Consider the following 20,597-nt stretch of genomic DNA (forward strand, 5'->3'; position numbering starts at 1 on the left):
ATTACCGTGAAAGGGGCGAAATAAAGCCGTCTGGTTTTATTGCCAGTACATCACACACAAGTTCATCAATAACATGTTCAGCCGTGTTACCTATAAGGGCCGCGGAAATACCTACTCTGCCAACGGTACCAATGATCACAAGTTCGGCATCGATATCTTTGGCTATTCTTGGAATGACTTTTTCAGGAAGCCCCTCTTTCACATAACAGCGCTCGCTATCGATAGCATACTTTTCGCTGTGTGTGTTCATCTCGAGTTCGTGATGATGCTTTACCGCGTTGTTGTATGTGTCTGGGTCGAACTCAGGAACTTCAATAGCAATATTAAGCGGTGTAGCAGGGTAGCTGTTAACCAAATTTACGTTGCCGCTGAGTAATGCGGCATAATCGTTAGCAATAACTGTGATTTTGTCGTTGAGTAGCGCATGTTCGTCGTCTTCACTGCCTACATTTACCGCCGCAATAATTTCGCCGTTTTCAGGCCATTCATGTTCTTTAACCAACAATACGGGGGAGGGGCATTTTCTAAGGAGATGCCAGTCTGTAGGAGTAAAAATAACGGAGGCTAAATCGTCATGGCGCTTGGTTGCTTTTACAACCAAGTCTATATTGTTATCTATTACGTAATGCACAACAGCTTCAAAGGCACGGTTATTCCACTCAACAACAATATCGGTTTTTTCAAACCCTAAATCGCTAAGGATTTTCCGTAACCAACCCGCATGTTCCTTAGTGACCGCATCGCGCATAGCTTCACGATCATCAGGGCTAAGCATGGTTGTCATATCGTAAGATAAGTCGTAAACCACCAGCATGGCGGTGACAGAGGCACCTGTCTTTTTGGCAAGTTCATATGCACGGCTAAGCGCAGGTTGGGTATCTCTATCGGCTTCAATGACCGCTAAAATACGTTCATACTTAATCATAACCCCTCCAAACATTTTTAGATTTTTGGTTGCTACAATTTAAGTGTAATACCTATTTGCTATTACGTAACTTGTTTTAGATCAAAAGCTTTGAAGATTAGCTATTACAGGCGATATTAGGTGCAACCACAGACGTTAAACGTTGTGACATCTCATCAAAATCTAAAATAGTGATGAGTTTACCGTCCACTTGGATAATATTTTCTTTTTGAAAACGGCTTAATAAGCGGCTAATGGTTTCAATAGTTAGACCAAGATAGTTCCCAATTTCATTTCGGGTCATGGTTAGGTGAAATTCTTTATTTGAAAATCCACGTTCTTCGAAACGTTGAGAAAGCTGAGAGAGGAAATACAATAGACGTTCTTCCGCTGAGCGCTTATTAAGCAACATCATGAGGTCATGATCTTGTTTAATTTCCGCACTCATGAAACTCATTATTTGATGTCTTAACTTCGGAAATTGAACCGACATCTCATCAAGCGTCTCATACGGTAATTCGCACACCATGGCGGTTTCTAATGCCTGGGCATAGCTTTGGTGCTTGTTTTCCCGTAATGCATCGAAGCCGATAATATCGCCAGGGAAGTGAAAACCTGTAATCTGCTCTTCACCATCTGAATTGGTGACGAAAGACTTAAAAGAGCCCGTGCGTACTGCGTAAAGAGAGTTAAATGTATCTCCCGACTTTACCAGCAAATCACTCTTGTGAAGGGGTTTCTTTCGCTCAATAATATCATCTAAAGATTCAATCTCAGTCTTGTTTAGCGCAACGGGTAAACACAAGTGGCTGAAACTGCAATTTTGACAATGAATTGAGAATTGGCTTCCTTTGCTCATAAGTTCAAACTATAAATAGGGTCGACTTAATATAATCTTACTCTTTTGTTTATGAAATTGCTGCATAAATTAAAAAGAGAGCGTAAATAGCCAATATTCCAGAAAAGCATTGTCTTACCACGGGGTGCCTGAAACCGGCTATTAGGTACTGACTACCTGCGCTTGCCGCCAGCAAAGTGGGCAGAGTACCTAACCCAAAAAATAGCATAATGGCAGCGCCGTCAACGGCCGAGCCTGATGCTAATGACCACGTTAACGTGGAATAGACCAACCCGCAGGGAAGCCAGCCCCATATAAAACCATAGGGTAGTGCATAAACCGGGCTTTTGAATGGAAGAAATCGTTTAGATAAGGGCTGAATAGCTTTAAATAACCCGCGCCCCATAGCTTCAATATAATTCAAGCCTTGCCACCACTTTCCCAAATAACACGCTAAAAGCACCAGCATAACGCCACTAATCAAAGATAAAACGGGTTTAGCGATAGGCACAAATTCGGTTGCCATTTGGCCGACAGCGCCTGTAATAGCACCGGCTAATGTGTAGCTGAGGATACGGCCAAAATTATAGGCAAGGGTGTAGGGTAAAGCAGGTTCATTACTTGGCGTTACCGTGCGTAGTGCCGCAACAATACCGCCACACATGCCAACACAATGCACTCCGCCAGCAATTCCAATGAAAAAGGCAGAGAATATATTAACCTCTGTCATCAGTTTCTTTACGTTGTTGTAACTGCTTTCGCTGCTCGGCTAGCTTCTTTTCATCACCTGATAAATCATCATCAAACAAAATGCTATAGCCCTGTCTATCAAGGTCTTCAAACTGATTGGTTTTAACCGCCCAGAAAAAGATAACCAGCGCCAACGCAACAATGATGATAGCGATGGGAATTAAGACGTAAATGATACTCATGTTATTTACTTAATAACCTCGTTGAATTGGTGACCACAATAATACTACTCAGTGACATGCCAACCACGGCCATCCAGGGAGAGAGTAAACCCGACACCGCAAAAGGAAGAATGATTATATTGTAACCTACTGACCATGCGATGTTTTGCTGAATTTTACGCTTTACCTGTTTAGCCACTGAAAATAAGGTTGGTACCGACAGCAAGCTGTCTCCCAGCAAAATAACATCTGCCGCTGTTTTGGCTACATCGGTGGCGTTTCCTACCGCAACCGCCACATCTGCACTTGCAAGAACAGGGGCATCGTTTATACCGTCGCCCATCATCATGACTTTGCGGCCTTGCTTTTGTAACGTATGCACCTGAGAATACTTTTGCTCAGGCGATAGGCCACCTTTCGCTAAATTGATAGGTAAGCTGGCAGTAAGTGCATTAACATTATTTTGTGTATCACCACTTAACACCACCAATTGATGTGCATTCAGTGCGTTGAGTGTCGCTAAGGCATCTTGACGCAAGCTATCATTGACGCAGAACGCCGCCATTAATACACCGTCGGCACACAAAAACACATTTGCCGGTATGTCTACCTTAGAGGTGGTTGGTAAGTTACAAAATACGGCTGAGCCCATAGTAAAAACTACGTTGTTTATCTCACCACTAATGCCACCACCTGGTGTAACGGTAAATCCGTTCATGCTATTAGGTGGGGTTTTATTTTGTGACTTAACATTATCGCTGTCGAAGGCACGCGCAATAGGGTGCTCAGAACGAGACTCTAACAATGCGGTGAGCGCCATTACCTGCACCGGATCTACCCCTTTAGCAAACCAGCGCTGTTGCAACGAGAACTTGCCTTCGGTTAGTGTGCCGGTTTTATCAAGGGCAATAGTATCAATATCGTTGAGTTGCTCTAACGCATCTGCACGCTTTAACAAAATGCCCTGACGATTTAGCTTTGCCATGGCACAGGTTAACGCTGACGGTGTGGCTAAGCCAAGGGCACAAGGGCACGTTGCCACTAATACCGAGATGGTGATCCAAAACGCTTCTTCACTGCCCACAAACGACCAATAACTGTACGTTAAAGCCGATATCAACAACACCGAGAACACAAAATAACGGGAAAAGTTATCGGCAATTTGCGCGGCTTTTGGTTTACTTGCCATGGCGCTAGCCTGCAAACGTACTATTTGGTTGACTAAGGCATGCTTTAAGCTTTGGGTTACTTTAACCGTTAGTGTACCATCTTGATTTACTGTACCACCATAAACTACATGGCTGGCCGATTTACTTACGGGGTTAAATTCTCCCGTTAACATAGACTCATCAACCGCAGCAGTGCCGTCTAGCACGATACCGTCTACAGGGATGGTCTCACCGGGCTTTATTAATACAACATCATCGGGCACTAGCAGCTTTGCTAGGCATTGAATCATACTGCCATCATCTTGAATTTTAGTGGCAGATACAGGAATATACTGCATCATGTTGGCTGAAATTTGCGCCGCACGGTGCCTGCTTCTATGTTCGAGGAATCGGCTTAACAGCAGTAGAAAGATAAACATGCATATGGATTCAAAATACACTTCACCTTGCTCTAGCAAAGTGGAACGTAAACCCGCAAAGTAGGTGCCAAATACCGCGAGGGTGACAGGCACATCCATATTCACGGTTTTTGCGCTTATTGCCTTCAAAGCACCTAAATAGAACGCGCTTCCTGAATAAAGTACTACTGGGGTGGTAAGGGTGAGTGCAACCCAATAAAAGTATTGACGGGTTTCTTGTTCAATGGCACCAAACCAATCGAAGTAAAGCCCAGCCATTAGCATCATCACCTGCATGGTCATGATGCCTGCCAAGCCTAACTTTTTAATAAACGATTTTTGCTCACGCTTATAGCTCGCTTCATGTTCATCAGGGTGAAACGGTGAGCCAACATAACCTATGCGTTTTAGTGTGGTGAGTATCTGGCTAAGCTTAATAACATCGGGTTCCCAGGTTATTAGTGCGCGGCGCTCCTGAACGTTTACGGCGACTTGCGCAATGCCGGATACTTTTGAAAGCTGCTTTTCAATCAGCCAACCGCACGCTGCACACGTTATGCCTTCAAGGGTTAGCTGTATTTGCTTGTGCTGTCCTTCGTCAAAAACAAACTCTTCTTGAAGGGCTGGGTCGTCATAAACATTAAGCGCAGAAAGGCTTTCTAATATACCATCGTCTGACTTTTGGGCAGGCTCAGTACGAAACTGATAATAATCTTCTAAGCCATTATCAACGATGGCCTGAGCAACCGCTTGACAACCAGGGCAGCAGAGCTGCCTAGTTTCACCTAATATTACTGCTTCGTATTTGTGTGTTGCATCGTTAGGTAACGCGCAATGGAAACAAAGGTTCTCGCTCATTACGGGTTAAACTTGATAGCGCCAGAATAGGGGAGTTGAAGCGTATTTTGTACTTTCCAGCTGTCATCTATAGGAGAAAGCGAAACTTGCCACTTACCGGTTAAGTCTTTTTCAACAAAACCCCGGTAAATACCATTAGCATCACGACTTAATAATACACTTGTATCACGCTCTTCTATGGTGACATGATAAAAATTCAATTTAAGCGCGTTTCCTTCTGCAGGAATACCTGAATGGAATTTTACTGCAATACTGCCATCAGTAATGGTTAACTCAGTGGTAATATTTTTTCGTTTTGCAATGGCTTCTTTATCTAGCCGGGCATTAATGGCTTTACCTTCTTTGTAATAGTCGTCTACCACTAAGCTATCTTCGGTTGAAATAGCTAGCTTTAACAATACGCCTCCCATTATCAAAGTGATAAGAGGAACTGCGATAAGAAACCACGGCCAAAATTGTTTATACCAAGGTGTATTCATTAATGACATCAACTCGTTTACTACGGGAAAACCGGCGCGATAAAAAGCTAAAGCACACAGTCGGATAGGGCTATTTTCTCATAAAAAAAGCCTCGTGATAACGAGGCTTTTTAGCATTATTGTTAGTTATACGAATTTAGTCGTTAGAAAGACTATATACGTATGACGCAACAACATGGATTTTGTCATCACCCAAGGTTTTCTTGAATGAAGGCATAACACCATTTCGGCCGTAGGTTAGTGTTTCAGTAACCGCACGATGACTTCCACCATACAACCAAATGTTGTCAGTCAGGTTAGGCGCACCAAGTGCTTGGTTACCTTTACCGTCCATGCCGTGACAGGCAGCGCATGCAGCAAAGCGAACTTTACCTGCGTCAGCAAGTTGCTGGTCAACATCACGTCCGCTAAGACTTAATGCATATTCAACCACTTCTTCGATGCCTTTCTCACCCATAACATCTATCCATGCTGGCATAGCGGCTTTGCGGCCTAATGTTAAGGTTTCAACAATTTTGGCACCCGAACCACCGTATAACCAATCGTTATCAGTAAGGTTAGGGAAACCACCGTTTTGACCGCGAGCATCAGAACCGTGACACTGAGAACAGTTTTGCATAAACAAACGCTGCCCTACTTTATTCGCTTCAGGGTCCTTTGCTAGCTCCTCAACAGGAATTTGCGCATACGCTTCGAAAATTGGGTCGAACTTTTCAGCTGCATAATCCAACTCACGATCGTACTCTACAAACTTGCCTTGCTCTTTTGCATCGATACGCGCTTGCGCCGATTCTTCAAGCGTCAATATGCCTTGGTTTGAACTCTTCCAGCCAAATAAGCCTTCGTAAGAACCCAATCCAGGATAAAGGGCAAGGTAGATAAAACCCCAAATGATTGTCATGTAGAACATGATTGTCCACCAACGAGGTAGCTGGTTGTTCAACTCCTCGATGCCGTCGAATTCATGCCCCATTGATTCTCCTTCTGGCACGCCTGTTTGGTTAGACAAACACCAGCGCAGAAGGAAATAGCAACCAATGATTAACCCTAGGGTTATCACTGAAATCCATATTGTCCAAAACATACTCATAAGTTCGAGACTCCTGCTAATCTTCTTTTGATTTTTCTTTGTCTTCGTCTGCGAAAGGCAAATTCGCCGCTTCATCAAACTTTTGCTTGTTGCGGCTACTAAAAGCCCACCAAACTATGCCAATGAAACTAACAAAGACGATGACAGTAAAAATGCTACCTACTATTCCTTGATCCATATTATTTCAAATGTGTGCCAAGAGATTGTAGGTATGCAATAAGGGCTTCCATTTCAGATTTACCCTGTACTGCCGCTTGTGCTCCCGCGACATCTTCGTCGGTATACGGTACGCCAAAGCCTTGGAAAACTTCCATCTTCTTGGCGGTTAACTTACCGTCAAGTTTGTTTTCTGCAAGCCATGGGAACCCAGGCATGTTCGACTCAGGTACCACGTTACGCGGATTAAGCAGGTGAACACGATGCCATTCATCACTGTAACGCCCACCAACACGTGCTAGGTCAGGACCAGTACGCTTAGAACCCCAAAGGAAAGGGTGTTCCCATACTGACTCACCAGCAACACTGTAGTGACCGTAACGTTCTGTTTCGGCACGGAACGGACGAATCATTTGACTGTGACAACCAACACATCCTTCACGGATATAGATGTCACGGCCTTCTAATTCTAATGCTGTGTAAGGACGTAAGCCTGTTACCGGTTCCATTGTTTGCTGCTGAAACATCAGCGGCGTAATTTGAACCATGGCACCGAAGCTAATCGCAACAAGGATTAGCACGGTTAACAGGCCGACATTTTTTTCAATTAACTCATGTGGATTTTTCATTAGGTCGTCTCCTTATTACGCTGGCTGAGTTGTAACATCAGCAGCGATACTACCTTTAGGGGCACGAACGGTTTTCCATGTGTTGTAGGCCATGATAAGCATGCCAGTAACCACGAAACAACCACCAATGAAACGAACCACATAGAAAGGTTTAGACGCTTCAAGCGATTCTACAAAGCTATACGTTAATGTACCGTCAGCATTTACTGCACGCCACATTAGCCCTTGAAGAACACCTGACATCCACATTGCTACGATATAAAGCACTACACCAATGGTTGCTAACCAGAAATGAACATTAACAAGACGTGTGCTGTACATCGACGGCTGACCAAACAGGATAGGTATTAAGTGGTAGATAGAACCAATTGATACCATGGCTACCCAACCTAGTGCACCAGAGTGTACGTGGCCGATAGTCCAGTCTGTGTAGTGAGACAATGCGTTAACTGTTTTAATTGCCATCATTGGGCCTTCGAAGGTAGACATACCATAGAAAGACAATGAAACAATTAAGAAACGTAATACAGGGTCAGTACGCAATTTATGCCATGCACCAGATAGCGTCATTATACCGTTAATCATTCCGCCCCAAGAAGGAACGAATAGAATGATAGACATAACCATACCTAGCGACTGTGTCCAATCGGGTAGGGCAGTATAATGTAAGTGGTGAGGACCAGCCCAAATGTACAATGAAATCAATGCCCAAAAGTGAACAATAGATAATCTGTACGAGTAAACTGGGCGACCTGCTTGCTTAGGAACGAAGTAATACATCATGCCCAAGAAGCCAGCAGTTAGGAAGAAACCTACTGCGTTATGGCCGTACCACCACTGCATCATGGCGTCTACTGCGCCTGCATACAATGAGTAAGACTTAGTGAAAGACACCGGAATGGCCATGCTATTACCAATATGCAATACAGCAACGGTAAGCATGAACGCCCCTAAGAACCAGTTCGCAACATAAATATGCGACACTTTTCGGATAACTAGGGTTCCGAAGAAGTTAATGATATAAGCGAGCCAGACCAGCGTAATCAGTATATCGATTGGCCATTCTAGTTCAGCGTATTCTTTCGAGCTGGTTAAACCTAAAGGTAGAGAAACTACCGCCAATACGATAACGGCTTGCCAGCCCCAAAACGTAAATGCAGCAAGTTTATCACTGAACAGTCTAACCTGAGAGGTACGCTGAACGATGTAGTATGACGTTGCGAACAATGCACAGCCGCCGAAGGCAAAAATAACGGCATTGGTGTGCAAAGGACGCAGACGCGAAAACGTTAGCCATGGTGTGTCAAAGTTAAGCATAGGTGCAAATAATTGCGCGGCAATAAATACCCCTAGGCCCATACCAATGATACCCCAGACTATGGTCATAATGGTAAATTGCCTAACTACTTTATAATTGTAGTCAGGTTGTGCTTGGCTTATTTCACTCATTTTAATGAATCTTCCACTTCAAATGAACTATGGTCTCCAACAGCCGTTCAAGTACGGTCTAGACATGCGAAAGCAACGGAATAACGCTTCACACCGAGCTCGGAAAGAGTAATAATTATAGTCTCCAAGCCAGTTGGTACGCGGATGATAAGGTTTTTAATTACAAAAAGATACCATAAACTACCTGAGCTTGATCTCCATCAATGAAGAAATATACAAAATTTAAGAAATGCTAAATAACAGTAACAAAAAGAGATCATTTTATTCACAAAAGTGGCTTACCCCACTTTGTATTTTTGTCGTTGCAGCATGTGTATTTACCGTGCATCAATACCAAATGTCCGCCACGCCTTCTTCGGGCCCCTTAAAGGAAATAGGAGAGAGCTGTACATTTGTCAACGAGCACTGTGAATTTTTAATACATGGCCGGCATGCCTATGCGGAATTTTCAGAGAAAGTAGAACCTGAAACCTCTATCACCTTAGTACTCGATTTACCTGTAGGTACAAACATAGAAAGCGCGTGGATTGAAGGCGTAAATATGTACATGGGAAAAGTGCCCGTGTTGCTAGAAAATAAACACAATGGGGAATGGTCAGGCTGGTTTATGTTGGGAAGTTGTAGTGAATCGACTATGAAGTGGCAATTGCGGCTAAATATAGAAGGGCAGGCAGCACCAAGCTACCTGAACTTCGAAACTAAAATTTAGTATTTCTTACATTTGAGACTGTAAGTAATTAGCCAAGCCAAGGCGTTTCACTAGGCCAAGTTGTTGCTCTAACCAATGCGCGTGATCACGCTCGGTATCGTCAAGTAGTACGACTAAGATATCACGTGTTACGTAGTCTTTTTCAGACTCACATAGCGCGATAACTTCTTTAAGTTTTGCATCTACTTCATATTCAACACGAAGGTCGCTTTCAAGCATTTCAGGTACATCTGAACCTACTTTAAAGCCAGTCCGCGTGACCATGTCTGGAACGCCTTCTAAAAACAGCATACGCTCGATAAGTTTAGTGGCGTGGCCACGCTCATCGTCAAATTCGTGGTCGATTCGCTCATATAGCTTGGTAAGACCCCAATCTAAATACATTTGAGAATGAATGAAGTATTGATCCATAGCGGCCAGTTCATAAGAAAGTAGCTCGTTTAGACCTTTAATGATGGTCTGATTACCTTTCATTAGTCATCTCCCATTACTTGCGCCTGAAGGTAGTTTTCAATACCCATAGCGCCAATTTGATATTCTTGAGTTTCAATCCAATCTAAATGATCTTCTTCGTACTCTAAAATTGATTCTAGGATGTCGCGTGTAACGTAGTCCTGCTTCTCTTCGCACAGCGCGATGGCTTCGCGTAATAATGGTAACTGTTCTTTTTGGAATCTGGCATCGCAGCTCAGCATTTCCTCAGTATCTTCACCGATATAAAGTTTGCCCAACGCCTGAAGGTTAGGTAAACCTTCTAAAAATAGAATGCGCTCAATTAACTCATCTGCTTGCTTCATGTCTTTAATCGACTTTTTGTAGTTCTTTTCATTGAGCTCTTGTAAGCCCCAATTTTTGAACATACGTGCATGCAGAAAGTACTGATTTATAGACGTTAACTCACTGGTGAGTACATCATTCAGCTTCGCGACGACTTGTTTGTCACCTTGCATAGTAAAAACCTTAATTATCAATATGACGCTAGTGTAGACCGAAAACGTAAAGATGTCAAAAAATTACTTTAAAAACAACGGCATACAAATAGAAATGGTTATCACTTCATCCTTTGTTTGCATTAAGAATAGCGAGCTATTCCTGTTGCGTATTTGCATAGGCTAAACTTTCTTCCGCAAAACCTAAACCCGCTTCAGTGAAAAAGTTAAATACTTTATCAACACCTTGTTCTAGTAAGTAATTCACTTCATCCTCATACCGCGCGATTGCCGCTACTTTACCGGTATAACCTGCATTTCTAAGTTGACGGGTAATATTAATGGCATCTTGAATAGAAGGGAGTGCCAAAAGAATTAAGTGAACGTTTTTAATTTCTAGGTTGTCCCATAAGTCTACATCTTCACCGTCACCGCAAATAACGTTTAACCCTTCACTGGCAAGTTGTTTTACTTTCACTCTATCGGCGTCCATACCCCATACACTCACGTCAGCAAGTTTAGAAAGCGCATTAAATGCACCTTGCCCAACGCGTCCCATTCCCAACACTAAAAACTCTGCTTTGTGCAACGTAGGATAAATGTCTTCTTTAAGCCGGCGGTTCTTTTCGTAACGTTTAATCGTGTCTTTATATTTGTGATATTGAGAATGCGAGGTGCGATACAGCACACTAGTAATAACGAAAGAGACGGACAATGAAAGTGCAATCACTACTAACCAGCTTTCGGCCAATAAACCTAGCGATACCGCAAGCGCGCCTACAATAAGCCCAAATTCACTGAAGTTAGACAGCACAAGGCTACTTAAATAAGACGTTCGGCCTCGTAATCGAAGTGACGTAAATAAGCCAAAGAATAGGGCAGCCTTTATAGGGATAAACAAACAGAATACCAACGCGATAATAATCATGTTGAAATCTGGAAGTGCGGTTAAGCCGATGGTAAGGAAAAAGCCTATCAGGAATAAGTCTTTGAAGCTAAGTAACGATTTAGCAAGCTCACTGGCCTTTTCATGTTGCGCTAACATAATGCCAAATATCAGTGCACCTAAATCGCCTTTTATATTCACAAGCTCGAATAGGTGATAGCCGCCTAAGGCAAGAATGAACCCAGTAAGAGGGAGTAACTCTCCGTGACCTGACTTATTGATAACACGGTTAATAAGCGGCATCGCGGGAATAAGTGCCAACAACCCAAGTGCCCACACCGAAGGGAGTTTGCCTGTGGCAGCCACTAAAAATATAACAGCAAACACATCCTGCATAACCAAAATACCAATGGCAAGTCGGCCATGACGGGTTTTACTTTCACCGCTTTCTTCTAGCACTTTAATAACACAAACCGTACTGCTGAAGCTTAACGCAAAAGCAATCAGCGTAGCGCTTTGCCACGTTAGCCCTTCTATATACTGGCTGGCTACTGCAGCAATGCCATACACACCACAAGTCACAATGCCCACCCAAATGAGAGTGTGCGAAATACTACCGGCCCACACTTCGCGTTTACTTAGGTCGCGAACGTTTAATTTTAAACCAATAGTGAACAACATAATGGTAATCCCCAAGTTGGCTATCTTGGTAAGATCATCAGTGAGTGTATAACCTGAAAAATTTAGTAGGAAGCCAGCGACTAAGTAACCTACTAACGGGGGGATCCCGATAAGTTTAACCGTTAAGCCGCAAACAAATGCGAACAGAAGAAATGCATACTCCATGAATTACCTTTCACCATTTCGATTGATTAGTACAAATAGGAATGTCTGTCGTCCGTTTAAGCCATAACATCCGTACCTTACATTCTTACATTAGTTAGCGCGGCGATCACTCAAAATACTCAACACGCTGATGTATATAGAGGTGTTTAGATTAGCATGTAATGAAACCGGAGCGAATGGGAAAAGATAGATACCATTATGTTGCGTTTATATCGCTGTAGGTTTTATCAATTAAAGATATAGTAATACGTAAATATACCGCCTAATAAAACCCGAAATTGTGTTGGAGCAGTAACAACTGGTAATCACATGTGGAGTAGCTATGCGAAATCAAATCTTAGGAAGCTTAACGGCATTATTTATTTGTAACCTATTGCTAGGTTTTTATTGGCATCCAGCGTGGTGGTTTCTATTGTTAACCGTGATGTTACTGGTTTTAGCGATAGTCGACACAGTCCAGAACAAACATGCGATTTTGAAAAACTTCCCGCTAATTGGCAGAACTCGCTGGACCATAGAGTCACTGCGCCCCTTTATACAGCAGTATGTTTTAGAATCAGATACTGGCGGCGCGCCTATATCCCGTATGTTTCGCTCTATTGTATACCAACGAGCAAAAAACAGTAGAGAAACCATTCCTTTTGGCACCCAGTTAAATACGTACGACGATGGTTATGAATGGATAGGACATTCATTATCGGCCCGTGATATTGATGAAATGAACCACGACCCAAGGGTAACGATAGGTGGAAAAGACTGCAAGCAACCATACCATGCGAGCATTCTAAATATTAGTGCGATGAGCTTTGGTAGCCTGTCTAAAAATGCCATTCTGGCGCTTAACAAGGGCGCAAAGAAGGGTAACTTTTTCCATAACACTGGCGAAGGCGGCTTAACGCCTTACCACGAAGAAAACGGTGGTGACATTGTTTGGCAAATTGGCACAGGCTATTTTGGGTGCCGGACCAAAGACGGGAAGTTTGATGCCAATTTGTTTAAAGACAAAGCGTGTTTGCCGCAAGTTAAAATGATTGAAATTAAGTTAAGCCAAGGCGCAAAACCCGGCCATGGTGGTATATTACCAGCCTATAAAAATACACCTGAAATAGCGAAAATTAGAGGCGTAGAGCCAGGTACTCAGGTAGATTCACCACCACGTCATAGCGCCTTTTCTACGCCATTAGAGATGATTGATTATATACAAAAGCTTCGCGACCTAAGTGGTGGCAAGCCCATTGGAATTAAACTAGCGTTAGGCAGAAAAAGTGAATTTATTGCCATGTGTAAAGCCATGGTAGAAACTGGTATTACCCCCGACTTTATCACGGTAGATGGAGGTGAGGGTGGTACCGGCGCCGCCCCACTGGAATATACAAACTCAATTGGATTCCCACTTAGAGAAGCACTGGCATTTGTAGATGATTGTTTGATTGGTTTCGACTTAAGAAAACAAATAAAAATTATTGCCTCAGGTAAAATTATCTCAGCATTTCAGTTGGTTAAAAACTTAAGTTTGGGTGCAGATATTTGTAATAGTGCAAGAGGTATGATGCTGGCGCTTGGTTGTGTGCAGTCATTGTCGTGTAACACTAATAAGTGTCCAACTGGCGTTGCTACGCAAGATCCAAAACTGGCTAAAGGGCTAGATGTGACGGATAAATCTGAACGCGTGTATCGCTTTCACAAAAAAACCTTACATGCATTAATGGATATGCTGTCTTCAACCGGCCATGTAAGTACAACAGAATTAAACCGCACGCATATATTTAGACGTGTAGATCAAGCAAGTATCGCGCGATACGACGAAATATTTCCGCTAGTAAAAACCGGTACATTATTAGGTGATGATATTCCCGAGCGATTTAAGCTGCACGTCAAAGAAGCTAATTCTGATAGCTTTATGCCATGCAGCCTATTGGCTGAAATCGAAGAAGAAACGAAATCAGTGTCTTAATTGCCATCTTGTTCTGGCATGCGTAATTGATACAAACGATACTCGGAAGTTCGATAGGGCACTACTTTATATTTAGGTTGTAAATAAGCAACTAAATCAATTAGTTCCTGAACGGTAAGTACATTATTCATATTACGCATACGAGACTCTCCATCTACAGAAGTCATACTAACAGGCTGCCTACGCGTTAGTTTATGAGAGGGATTTATCACACTGGTGACGAGTTCTCCGTATGTAGTGATCCTGCCGCTGCTTCCCCCTAGAGGTATAGGTTTGGGAACTAAATAAGCATGCTCGTCTGGCATTGTTATGCCTTCTATTTGGTGACAGTCTGTACACTGGTACTTTTGAAATGCAACTTTGCCAGCATCGGCATTTCCCTCAGGTAAGCTAAAACCCCGAGGGGAATCTGGACCTAAATCGCATCCCGCCAATAAAAATGCGAAAAATGGTAATGCGGTAGTAAGTTTTGCCATGTTCACGACTCCAACTTTATTATTCTGAAACTTTATTATGGTGAAAATCTAGAACGGCGAATTGATTTCAATCAAAGAAATGTGAAGGGAAGTTAACTATATTGTAATTATCCACTCCCGTTAATGGAATGAACTAATGGAAGATTACAATACTGTTTTAGTACCTGTAGATGTGTTTTCAGACTATTCGCAAATTTTATCGAGAGCGTTGCGGGTTGCGCCAGACCCAAAAAACGTTCATTTACTTTATGTGGCATTTCCACAAACTAACGTTGAGCCATACGGACTGTTTTTGGAGCGTGACTATTCACAAGACGTGCAAGAACAAGCAATGACAAAGTTGAAAGATATCGCGGCAATCAACAATATTCCAGACAGCAATGTGAACGTAGAAATTGGTTCACCTGCGGATGAAATACATCACTTAGCTGAAAAGTTAAACGCCGATCTGATAGTAATAGGGACACATGGACAAAGTGGTCTTCGGCTTCTTCTAGGCTCTACAGCGAATGCTGTGCTGCACGGTGTGAAAAGAGATGTTTTGGCAGTAAAAATCTAAACAATAAAAAAGTCAGTGAGCTTAATGATAGTGCAAAAAAATACGTAACATATCTGTCATTTAAATAAGTTAGTGTTTAAGAATTATGACCTAAAACACTGTAATGTTATGCCACCAAAGCGATCAGGTTTTACTCGTTTGTACTTTGCAACTATCTATTCCGCTAGAGGAATAAAAGCGGCATTTTCCAGCGAAGCTGCAGTGAGACAAGAAGTTGTAGCGATGGCGCTACTCATTCCCATTGTGTCTGTATTAGAAGTAACAAACAGCGAAAGAGTATTGTTACTCTTTTCGCTGTTTGTCGTGCTGATCACAGAACTACTTAACACTGCCGTGGAAAAACTATCAGACCACGTAAGTACTGATATGCACGAACTGATAGGGAAGGCCAAAGACATTGGTTCAGCCGCAGTATTTATCAGCTTGATTTTGGCGTTAGTAACGTGGGGAATCATCTTATTGTAATAATGTTAAAAACGTAAATTTGCGAAGATATACGTTTATCTACAAAAAGATGGCTAACCTATTACATAGTTTCAGGGCTTTTCTTTTTGTCGTAACTCTGCTCGATTAGCGCTACCACCGAACTGCTTAAGTTCTTAAGGTGTGATGCATCAACGCGACTTTCGCCACCGTGATTCAAATCGGAAATAGTAAACACCACATCTTCACCACTAGAATTAACATGAACCAATACATCATCGTCTTCATCTACAAATGGCACCTTAATATAAAGTGGCTCATTGCTATCAGCAAAGTAATCGATAGCTTCATCAATTGCAGTGAATGCTGGTTTTTTTTCAGGGTGGAGAGACCAGGTCTTAGATGGGATGACGAGTTCAGCGATAGTTTTACCGTGTGACGCATTAATACCGTTAGACATAACATTTCCTTTTTTAATACCTATGCTAGTTGGTACGAACCCATTCGATAAATGGGTTCAAATTTGAAAGTAAACAAAAAAAAGAGAGAAAAACGGGAGCGAAAAAGGGCGTATACAGCCCTGCATAGTTACGCATAACCAAGAGTTAAAAATAAAGCTCTTATATCAACAAGATAAAGATTGGATCAAAAAGGAAAAAATCGTGATAATAGGAAAAATAACGAGGGAAATCCTATTTGAACAATAAGGCTAATACAAAACCCAAATTTAGCGCTTAAATTTTTCTGACAGCTTGGCCATTCCACCGCGTTTTACGTTGGCTTGTTGAGTATAGTGACCAGGCATTTCAGGGGACTGCCAGCCTCCGGCCAATTGGAGTTCAGGCAAGGTAGCACCATTTTCTGCTAGTGAAACTGCGCCACCAACTCTGCCACTATGAGGCGTAATGTTTTCTTTTATTCCTGCACGGGCTGCAACTCGTTTCCATATTCGATAAACACTCGAATAATCGAGAATTGCAGATTCATGTGCTGGTGAATGATGATGTGTATTTGGCTGTTCGTTATAAGGCAGCAACGCATGCCCACGGTTTGACACACGGCGAAAAAGGATACCTTTGTTTATACGGCGAGGATCATCGATAAGTCTTTCGCTCTGTGTCTTAGCATCGAAATTAGCCTCTGATATATATTCATCAACCATGTTGATAGTGCTAGTAGAAATAAAACGATGTGAACCTTTACCGCTTTGATCAGACTTTGATGTTACAACTAAAATTGCATTATTACGTCTACTAATATGCTCAGCACATACACGTACTAACTCATCAGCTCGTAACAGTGCATCGAACATTAAGTTCATAATAGTTAAATCACGCATCTCTAATAATGTGTCTGGAATAATTTTATTGTTTATTACGTCCAATAAGTCGATAGAAAGCGGAACGGCTTGGTTATGACTAAGTTGGAACTTACGATTTTCAATAAGTGACAAACGAACGAAATCCCGCAGATAAACCGATTGGATGATAGGGTTAGGAAGTTTTGCAATGCCTAAAAATTTACTCAGCGCTGACAGACGGCGTTTGATAGTTCTGTAGGCTAGGGGAGACTTACACAGCTCTTCTACATAGCGTTTAATTGCGTATTCATTATGAGAGAAATCATCATTAAAACTGTCGATACGTTCTGACTGGCAGAAAATGGCAAAGTCGTTAAAGTCACTGATATAGGCGCGTTGGGTATTGCGAGGTAGCTTTGTGAATATGTCACGAAAATACGCATCAACATATTCAGCTCGTTCTGTACTAGCAGTGTCACCATCGACAATAGACAGTTGTGTATTTGAACCAGGTTTGAATATAGACGACATCTAACTAACTCATTGCTTTTATTATAATTAACACAGGAATTTCACGCATGATAATTACAGTTATCATGCGTGAAATACGAGAATAGCCTTGTATTAACCCAATTCTACACATATATACTGTTTTTATATACAGTTGCGTTGGTAATAATCCAATTTTTCCTTACTAATCGGCTATATATTAAACGTGCGCTACGTAAAATTTAACAGCATATACCTCTGTTATGTTCTCAGATTTCACGTAGAAGCACGTTCAAATTACCCAAGTTTCAACTTTACTGGGTCTAAACTTACTCTCCAAACAATTAACATACTCAGCACTAGGTTAAGCGTCTATTCAACTAGCATCACTTAGAAAATTCCTACAACAGACAAAGTATAAAATAAAAATTGTAAAAAAGGTTAGGCGTCTTATCCTCGGCAATAAAAGTAAATAAGAAGTAGTAGATAATCACCGCGTTAAATTAAACGCTGCTCAAACGATGAATATCGTATTGTTAAACAAATCTAATTATTAATAATAAATCCTGACATTATCATTTATGCATAAAAACGATAAGGGCTCGTTGAGACACACAATCACATTTATAAAATAAATAACTAACTAATTTGTTTCCATATAAATACTCAACAAGCTTAATAACGTCTCGTTAGTAATAAACATACGTAACGTATTTTTAAAGCTGCCACTAAATTATTAATAATGATTGCCAAGCTACAAATTTAACAGTGAGTGCATAATCCACAGAAAGCTTCTAATTGTTGTACTTAAGAAATGAGTTTCCATTTCAGCCTAATTAATTTAAATACAGCGGTAAAGCATGGCTAACCCTAGGACAGGGAACAGCCTTAAGACTGGCCACAGCGAGATACAGAGTTAGAAATGCATCGACACATAAATGCGCCTACCTCCATAGCTACATCAATACCTTATTTAACATAATATACATTATGCGCAATTAGGTGTGTGGGGTTTAGGGTGGTTGATGCCAGCCTTATCAGTAGCTTTGCCGTGCGTGATGGCTTACACACTTTTTCTGTGTTTCGTTATTGCGTGGTTTTGAGGTGTGTTTTTATAACGTGCGTGAGATTAAAATCTGAGACGTTTTACGTGGTATCCATAGGCAGTTTTCGCGTACACGCGTATTGTAATCTACTGCAACTCTATGAATATTTTCTTTAGGAGTTTATAGATGGAATGATTAGAATTTCAATTTTAATTGGAAACGAGTTAAGGAAGGATTTTTAAAATTAACGTGTAAGTTATTATTTAAAGCTAACAGCTTTATAGCCTCAGTTTTTCAAAGCCGCATTTTCTATTTCTAATATAATTATGCGTTCTAACATGCTTAACAACTGCTTGCGGTTTTCTCTTTGTATCTTAGTCAGGCTTTTATTTAATAAAGCCACATCTTCTTCTGATAAAGATACTTCAACACTTTCAGTAATATTCGCGTTGTGTACAAATTGCTTGTAATGATTAACGCTGTTTTCTATTGCGGTATCTATTAAAGATTGCGAGCAGCCAACTAGCTTACTAGTAATATAACTAGCAATAACTTTTCTTACTTCTGTTAAACATGTAGGAAACGCTATAACATTTTCTACATGTTGTTTTATGTCATTACTTTCTATTGTGCTCACTAAACGTTACCTCAACCTACTTATAATCCGCGCATTTAAATCTATTATATGGCTTTAATAGAAAATTACTGTATTCGTAAATTCGAGAATCTAGGGCTTAGCTTTTTTTATTGTTTAAGCTATTCACTGCTGAACTTAACATTTCTTTATCGCCGTCATGAATTAACGCATTCATACTTCGTTTATAAGCTTCTTTAGCGTGTTTAGTCGCAGCTTTACAAATATCATCATTGCTTGTTTTAGCAATGGCATCCAAGGTCTTTTGCATTCTTATGGAAACTTCAATCATGGATGCACCATCTCGCGCTAAACCGGTGAATGCGTCATCAAACATATCAGCCGTACTTATGTTAGGTACGGACACCTTATCGTATTTTATATCATCTGACGTAGTGTTCTTTTCTTTTTGTGCCCATCTAATGAACAGTCGTGTATAACTGCCAAGTATACTAATAGCGGTTCCTGGGTCGTTAACCGAAGGCGAAAGTGCGCGGGATGCTATTTCTGATAATACAACCAACCCATATCTTGGGTCGGCTTCGAAAGAACGTTCGCTGCCAATTTGAAATGCCGAAAGCAGCGCTGATTTATCGCTTTTTTCATCTGCTTTATTACTGCTTTTATTTTTGCTGTTATCCTCAGGCTCTTTCGGCTTAATGCTTTCTATATAACACAATGGTTTATCGGGTGTGCAAAATTGCCCAGGTAACATAGCGATGTGTACTTGAGTGTCTCGTTCTTCAGCCCACGCTTGTACTTTTGCCATATCAACCATTTGAACATAGCCAATACTATCGGTTGATAGGGTTTGGTATTTTGAGAGATCACCGCCCTGCTCTTTCACATAGTTCGGCTGCTGCTTACCGCCGAGCCTTGGCGTCGATAGCCGATGATTAATGGCTCGCATTGCGGCAGCTTCAACTTTTTGTACTGTTGAGCCCACACGGCCTAGCCTAGCGACACTGTCTACCCAACGGATAAACGTAAGAATGACGATCGCAAATACTAAACAGGTAAGACAAAAAAGAAGAAATATTCCAGCGTCTTTGAAGAAGTTGTTACTTGATGCCGTAATGGCGACTACGCTAAAGATGAACGCACCGACAAAAGTAGACAGCGCATTTTGTGAGGCATCGTCTGAGATGATTAAACTTACCGAACGTGGCGTCGATGACCTGCTGGCAGATGCATAGGCACTTACCATAGTGCCTGCCGAAAAAGTCGCTATGACCAACATGCTTGATGCCATAATGGATAACAGGGTTTCTACCGACGATTTTTCGACTTTAGGCAGGTGTTCAGCGAGTGCGGTACCGTCTGCCAGTTTCGAGGCGAATACAGCAGCTATTGATAATATGCATAGTGATAGCGGCTTTACCCACAGTTTCTCCTTAAAGCTAAAAAGCAAAAACCGCAATCTATCTACTGTAATAGGCGCATCCATGAACGTGAGTCCTTCGTT

Annotated in this window: 22 protein-coding genes; 4 read left to right on the forward strand and 18 right to left on the reverse strand. The window is 41.7% G+C overall.

The genetic code is table 11. The features are described 5' to 3' along the window. Position 1: 1 nt before the first annotated feature. The 10 genes from uspE to ccoN form a co-directional block, all read right to left on the reverse strand. The gene (uspE, locus tag KYS23_RS07455) at positions 2-925 is read right to left on the reverse strand and encodes a universal stress protein UspE (protein ID WP_218398007.1); all 924 of its coding nucleotides are present in this window, start codon (positions 923-925) and stop codon (positions 2-4) included. Positions 926-1,022: 97 nt separating this feature from the next. Beyond that, positions 1,023-1,763: a fumarate/nitrate reduction transcriptional regulator Fnr gene (gene fnr, locus KYS23_RS07460; protein WP_057791847.1), complete on the reverse strand. Its 741-nt coding sequence runs from the start codon at positions 1,761-1,763 to the stop codon at positions 1,023-1,025. A 49-nt stretch (positions 1,764-1,812) separates the two neighbouring features. Beyond that, a complete protein-coding gene (locus KYS23_RS07465) occupies positions 1,813-2,472 on the reverse strand; it encodes a sulfite exporter TauE/SafE family protein (RefSeq protein ID WP_159530352.1) in 660 nt (219 codons plus the stop codon). Beyond that, entirely contained in the window at positions 2,459-2,674 is a 216-nt protein-coding gene (gene ccoS, locus KYS23_RS07470; protein WP_159530350.1) for a cbb3-type cytochrome oxidase assembly protein CcoS, read from the reverse strand. Before ccoS ends, KYS23_RS07465 begins: the two co-directional genes overlap by 14 nt. Position 2,675: 1 nt before the next feature. After that, complete coding sequence (locus tag KYS23_RS07475; RefSeq protein ID WP_218418319.1) at positions 2,676-5,078, reverse strand: heavy metal translocating P-type ATPase; 2,403 nt, start codon at positions 5,076-5,078, stop codon at positions 2,676-2,678. Further along, positions 5,078-5,557 (reverse strand): FixH family protein, encoded by a 480-nt coding sequence (locus KYS23_RS07480; protein WP_159534494.1) that lies wholly within the window; start codon positions 5,555-5,557, stop codon positions 5,078-5,080. The genes KYS23_RS07475 and KYS23_RS07480 overlap by 1 nt, the downstream gene beginning before the upstream one ends. A gap of 136 nt (positions 5,558-5,693) precedes the next feature. Then, a complete protein-coding gene (gene ccoP, locus KYS23_RS07485; RefSeq protein WP_159530346.1) occupies positions 5,694-6,647 on the reverse strand; it encodes a cytochrome-c oxidase, cbb3-type subunit III in 954 nt (317 codons plus the stop codon). A gap of 16 nt (positions 6,648-6,663) precedes the next feature. Beyond that, positions 6,664-6,825: a cbb3-type cytochrome oxidase subunit 3 gene (locus tag KYS23_RS07490; RefSeq protein ID WP_013784114.1), complete on the reverse strand. Its 162-nt coding sequence runs from the start codon at positions 6,823-6,825 to the stop codon at positions 6,664-6,666. A gap of 1 nt (position 6,826) precedes the next feature. After that, positions 6,827-7,432, reverse strand: a complete 606-nt coding sequence (gene ccoO, locus KYS23_RS07495) for a cytochrome-c oxidase, cbb3-type subunit II (RefSeq protein ID WP_013784113.1) — start codon at positions 7,430-7,432, stop codon at positions 6,827-6,829. Positions 7,433-7,447: 15 nt separating this feature from the next. Next, positions 7,448-8,881 carry a cytochrome-c oxidase, cbb3-type subunit I gene (ccoN, locus tag KYS23_RS07500; protein WP_159530344.1) on the reverse strand — a complete coding sequence of 478 codons (1,434 nt, stop codon included), beginning with the start codon at positions 8,879-8,881 and terminating at the stop codon, positions 7,448-7,450. 322 nt (positions 8,882-9,203) lie between these two features. On the opposite strand from ccoN, the gene KYS23_RS07505 reads away from it, so the two are divergent. Then, positions 9,204-9,590, forward strand: coding sequence for a hypothetical protein (locus tag KYS23_RS07505; protein ID WP_232370608.1), 387 nt, complete (start codon positions 9,204-9,206; stop codon positions 9,588-9,590). Between the two features lie 6 nt (positions 9,591-9,596). On the opposite strand, the gene bfr (KYS23_RS07510) is transcribed toward KYS23_RS07505, so the two are convergent. The 3 genes from bfr (KYS23_RS07510) to KYS23_RS07520 form a co-directional block, all read right to left on the reverse strand. Further along, positions 9,597-10,064, reverse strand: a complete 468-nt coding sequence (gene bfr, locus KYS23_RS07510) for a bacterioferritin (protein ID WP_159530340.1) — start codon at positions 10,062-10,064, stop codon at positions 9,597-9,599. Continuing rightward, complete coding sequence (bfr, locus tag KYS23_RS07515; protein ID WP_057791831.1) at positions 10,064-10,540, reverse strand: bacterioferritin; 477 nt, start codon at positions 10,538-10,540, stop codon at positions 10,064-10,066. The genes bfr (KYS23_RS07510) and bfr (KYS23_RS07515) overlap by 1 nt, the downstream gene beginning before the upstream one ends. A gap of 136 nt (positions 10,541-10,676) precedes the next feature. Continuing rightward, positions 10,677-12,251, reverse strand: a complete 1,575-nt coding sequence (locus KYS23_RS07520) for a cation:proton antiporter family protein (protein WP_062086274.1) — start codon at positions 12,249-12,251, stop codon at positions 10,677-10,679. Positions 12,252-12,573: 322 nt separating this feature from the next. Here KYS23_RS07520 and KYS23_RS07525 point away from each other — a divergent pair, with 322 nt between their 5' ends. Beyond that, positions 12,574-14,205, forward strand: coding sequence for an FMN-binding glutamate synthase family protein (locus tag KYS23_RS07525; protein WP_159530336.1), 1,632 nt, complete (start codon positions 12,574-12,576; stop codon positions 14,203-14,205). Here KYS23_RS07525 and KYS23_RS07530 read toward each other — a convergent pair. Beyond that, positions 14,202-14,681, reverse strand: coding sequence for a c-type cytochrome (locus KYS23_RS07530; RefSeq protein ID WP_218418320.1), 480 nt, complete (start codon positions 14,679-14,681; stop codon positions 14,202-14,204). The genes KYS23_RS07525 and KYS23_RS07530 overlap by 4 nt on opposite strands. 136 nt (positions 14,682-14,817) lie before the next feature. Between KYS23_RS07530 and KYS23_RS07535 the strand changes: the two genes are divergently transcribed. Continuing rightward, on the forward strand, positions 14,818-15,240 hold the full coding sequence (locus tag KYS23_RS07535; RefSeq protein ID WP_159530332.1) for a universal stress protein: 423 nt from the start codon (positions 14,818-14,820) through the stop codon (positions 15,238-15,240). A gap of 108 nt (positions 15,241-15,348) precedes the next feature. Next, positions 15,349-15,705 carry a diacylglycerol kinase gene (locus KYS23_RS07540; protein ID WP_218418321.1) on the forward strand — a complete coding sequence of 119 codons (357 nt, stop codon included), beginning with the start codon at positions 15,349-15,351 and terminating at the stop codon, positions 15,703-15,705. A gap of 61 nt (positions 15,706-15,766) precedes the next feature. Here KYS23_RS07540 and KYS23_RS07545 read toward each other — a convergent pair whose 3' ends face one another. The 4 genes from KYS23_RS07545 to KYS23_RS07560 all read right to left on the reverse strand — a co-directional run bounded on the left by KYS23_RS07545 (position 15,767) and on the right by KYS23_RS07560 (position 20,579). Next, the gene (locus KYS23_RS07545) at positions 15,767-16,123 is read right to left on the reverse strand and encodes a hypothetical protein (RefSeq protein WP_218418322.1); all 357 of its coding nucleotides are present in this window, start codon (positions 16,121-16,123) and stop codon (positions 15,767-15,769) included. A gap of 267 nt (positions 16,124-16,390) precedes the next feature. After that, positions 16,391-17,494, reverse strand: coding sequence for a tyrosine-type recombinase/integrase (locus tag KYS23_RS07550; RefSeq protein ID WP_218418323.1), 1,104 nt, complete (start codon positions 17,492-17,494; stop codon positions 16,391-16,393). A gap of 1,290 nt (positions 17,495-18,784) precedes the next feature. Next, complete coding sequence (locus KYS23_RS07555) at positions 18,785-19,135, reverse strand: hypothetical protein (RefSeq protein ID WP_218418324.1); 351 nt, start codon at positions 19,133-19,135, stop codon at positions 18,785-18,787. A gap of 97 nt (positions 19,136-19,232) precedes the next feature. Further along, positions 19,233-20,579, reverse strand: a complete 1,347-nt coding sequence (locus KYS23_RS07560) for a DUF2254 domain-containing protein (RefSeq protein ID WP_218418325.1) — start codon at positions 20,577-20,579, stop codon at positions 19,233-19,235. Positions 20,580-20,597 lie beyond the last annotated feature (18 nt).

The sequence above is a fragment of the Alteromonas lipotrueae genome (assembly GCF_019249255.1).
GTDB lineage: Bacteria > Pseudomonadota > Gammaproteobacteria > Enterobacterales > Alteromonadaceae > Alteromonas > Alteromonas lipotrueae.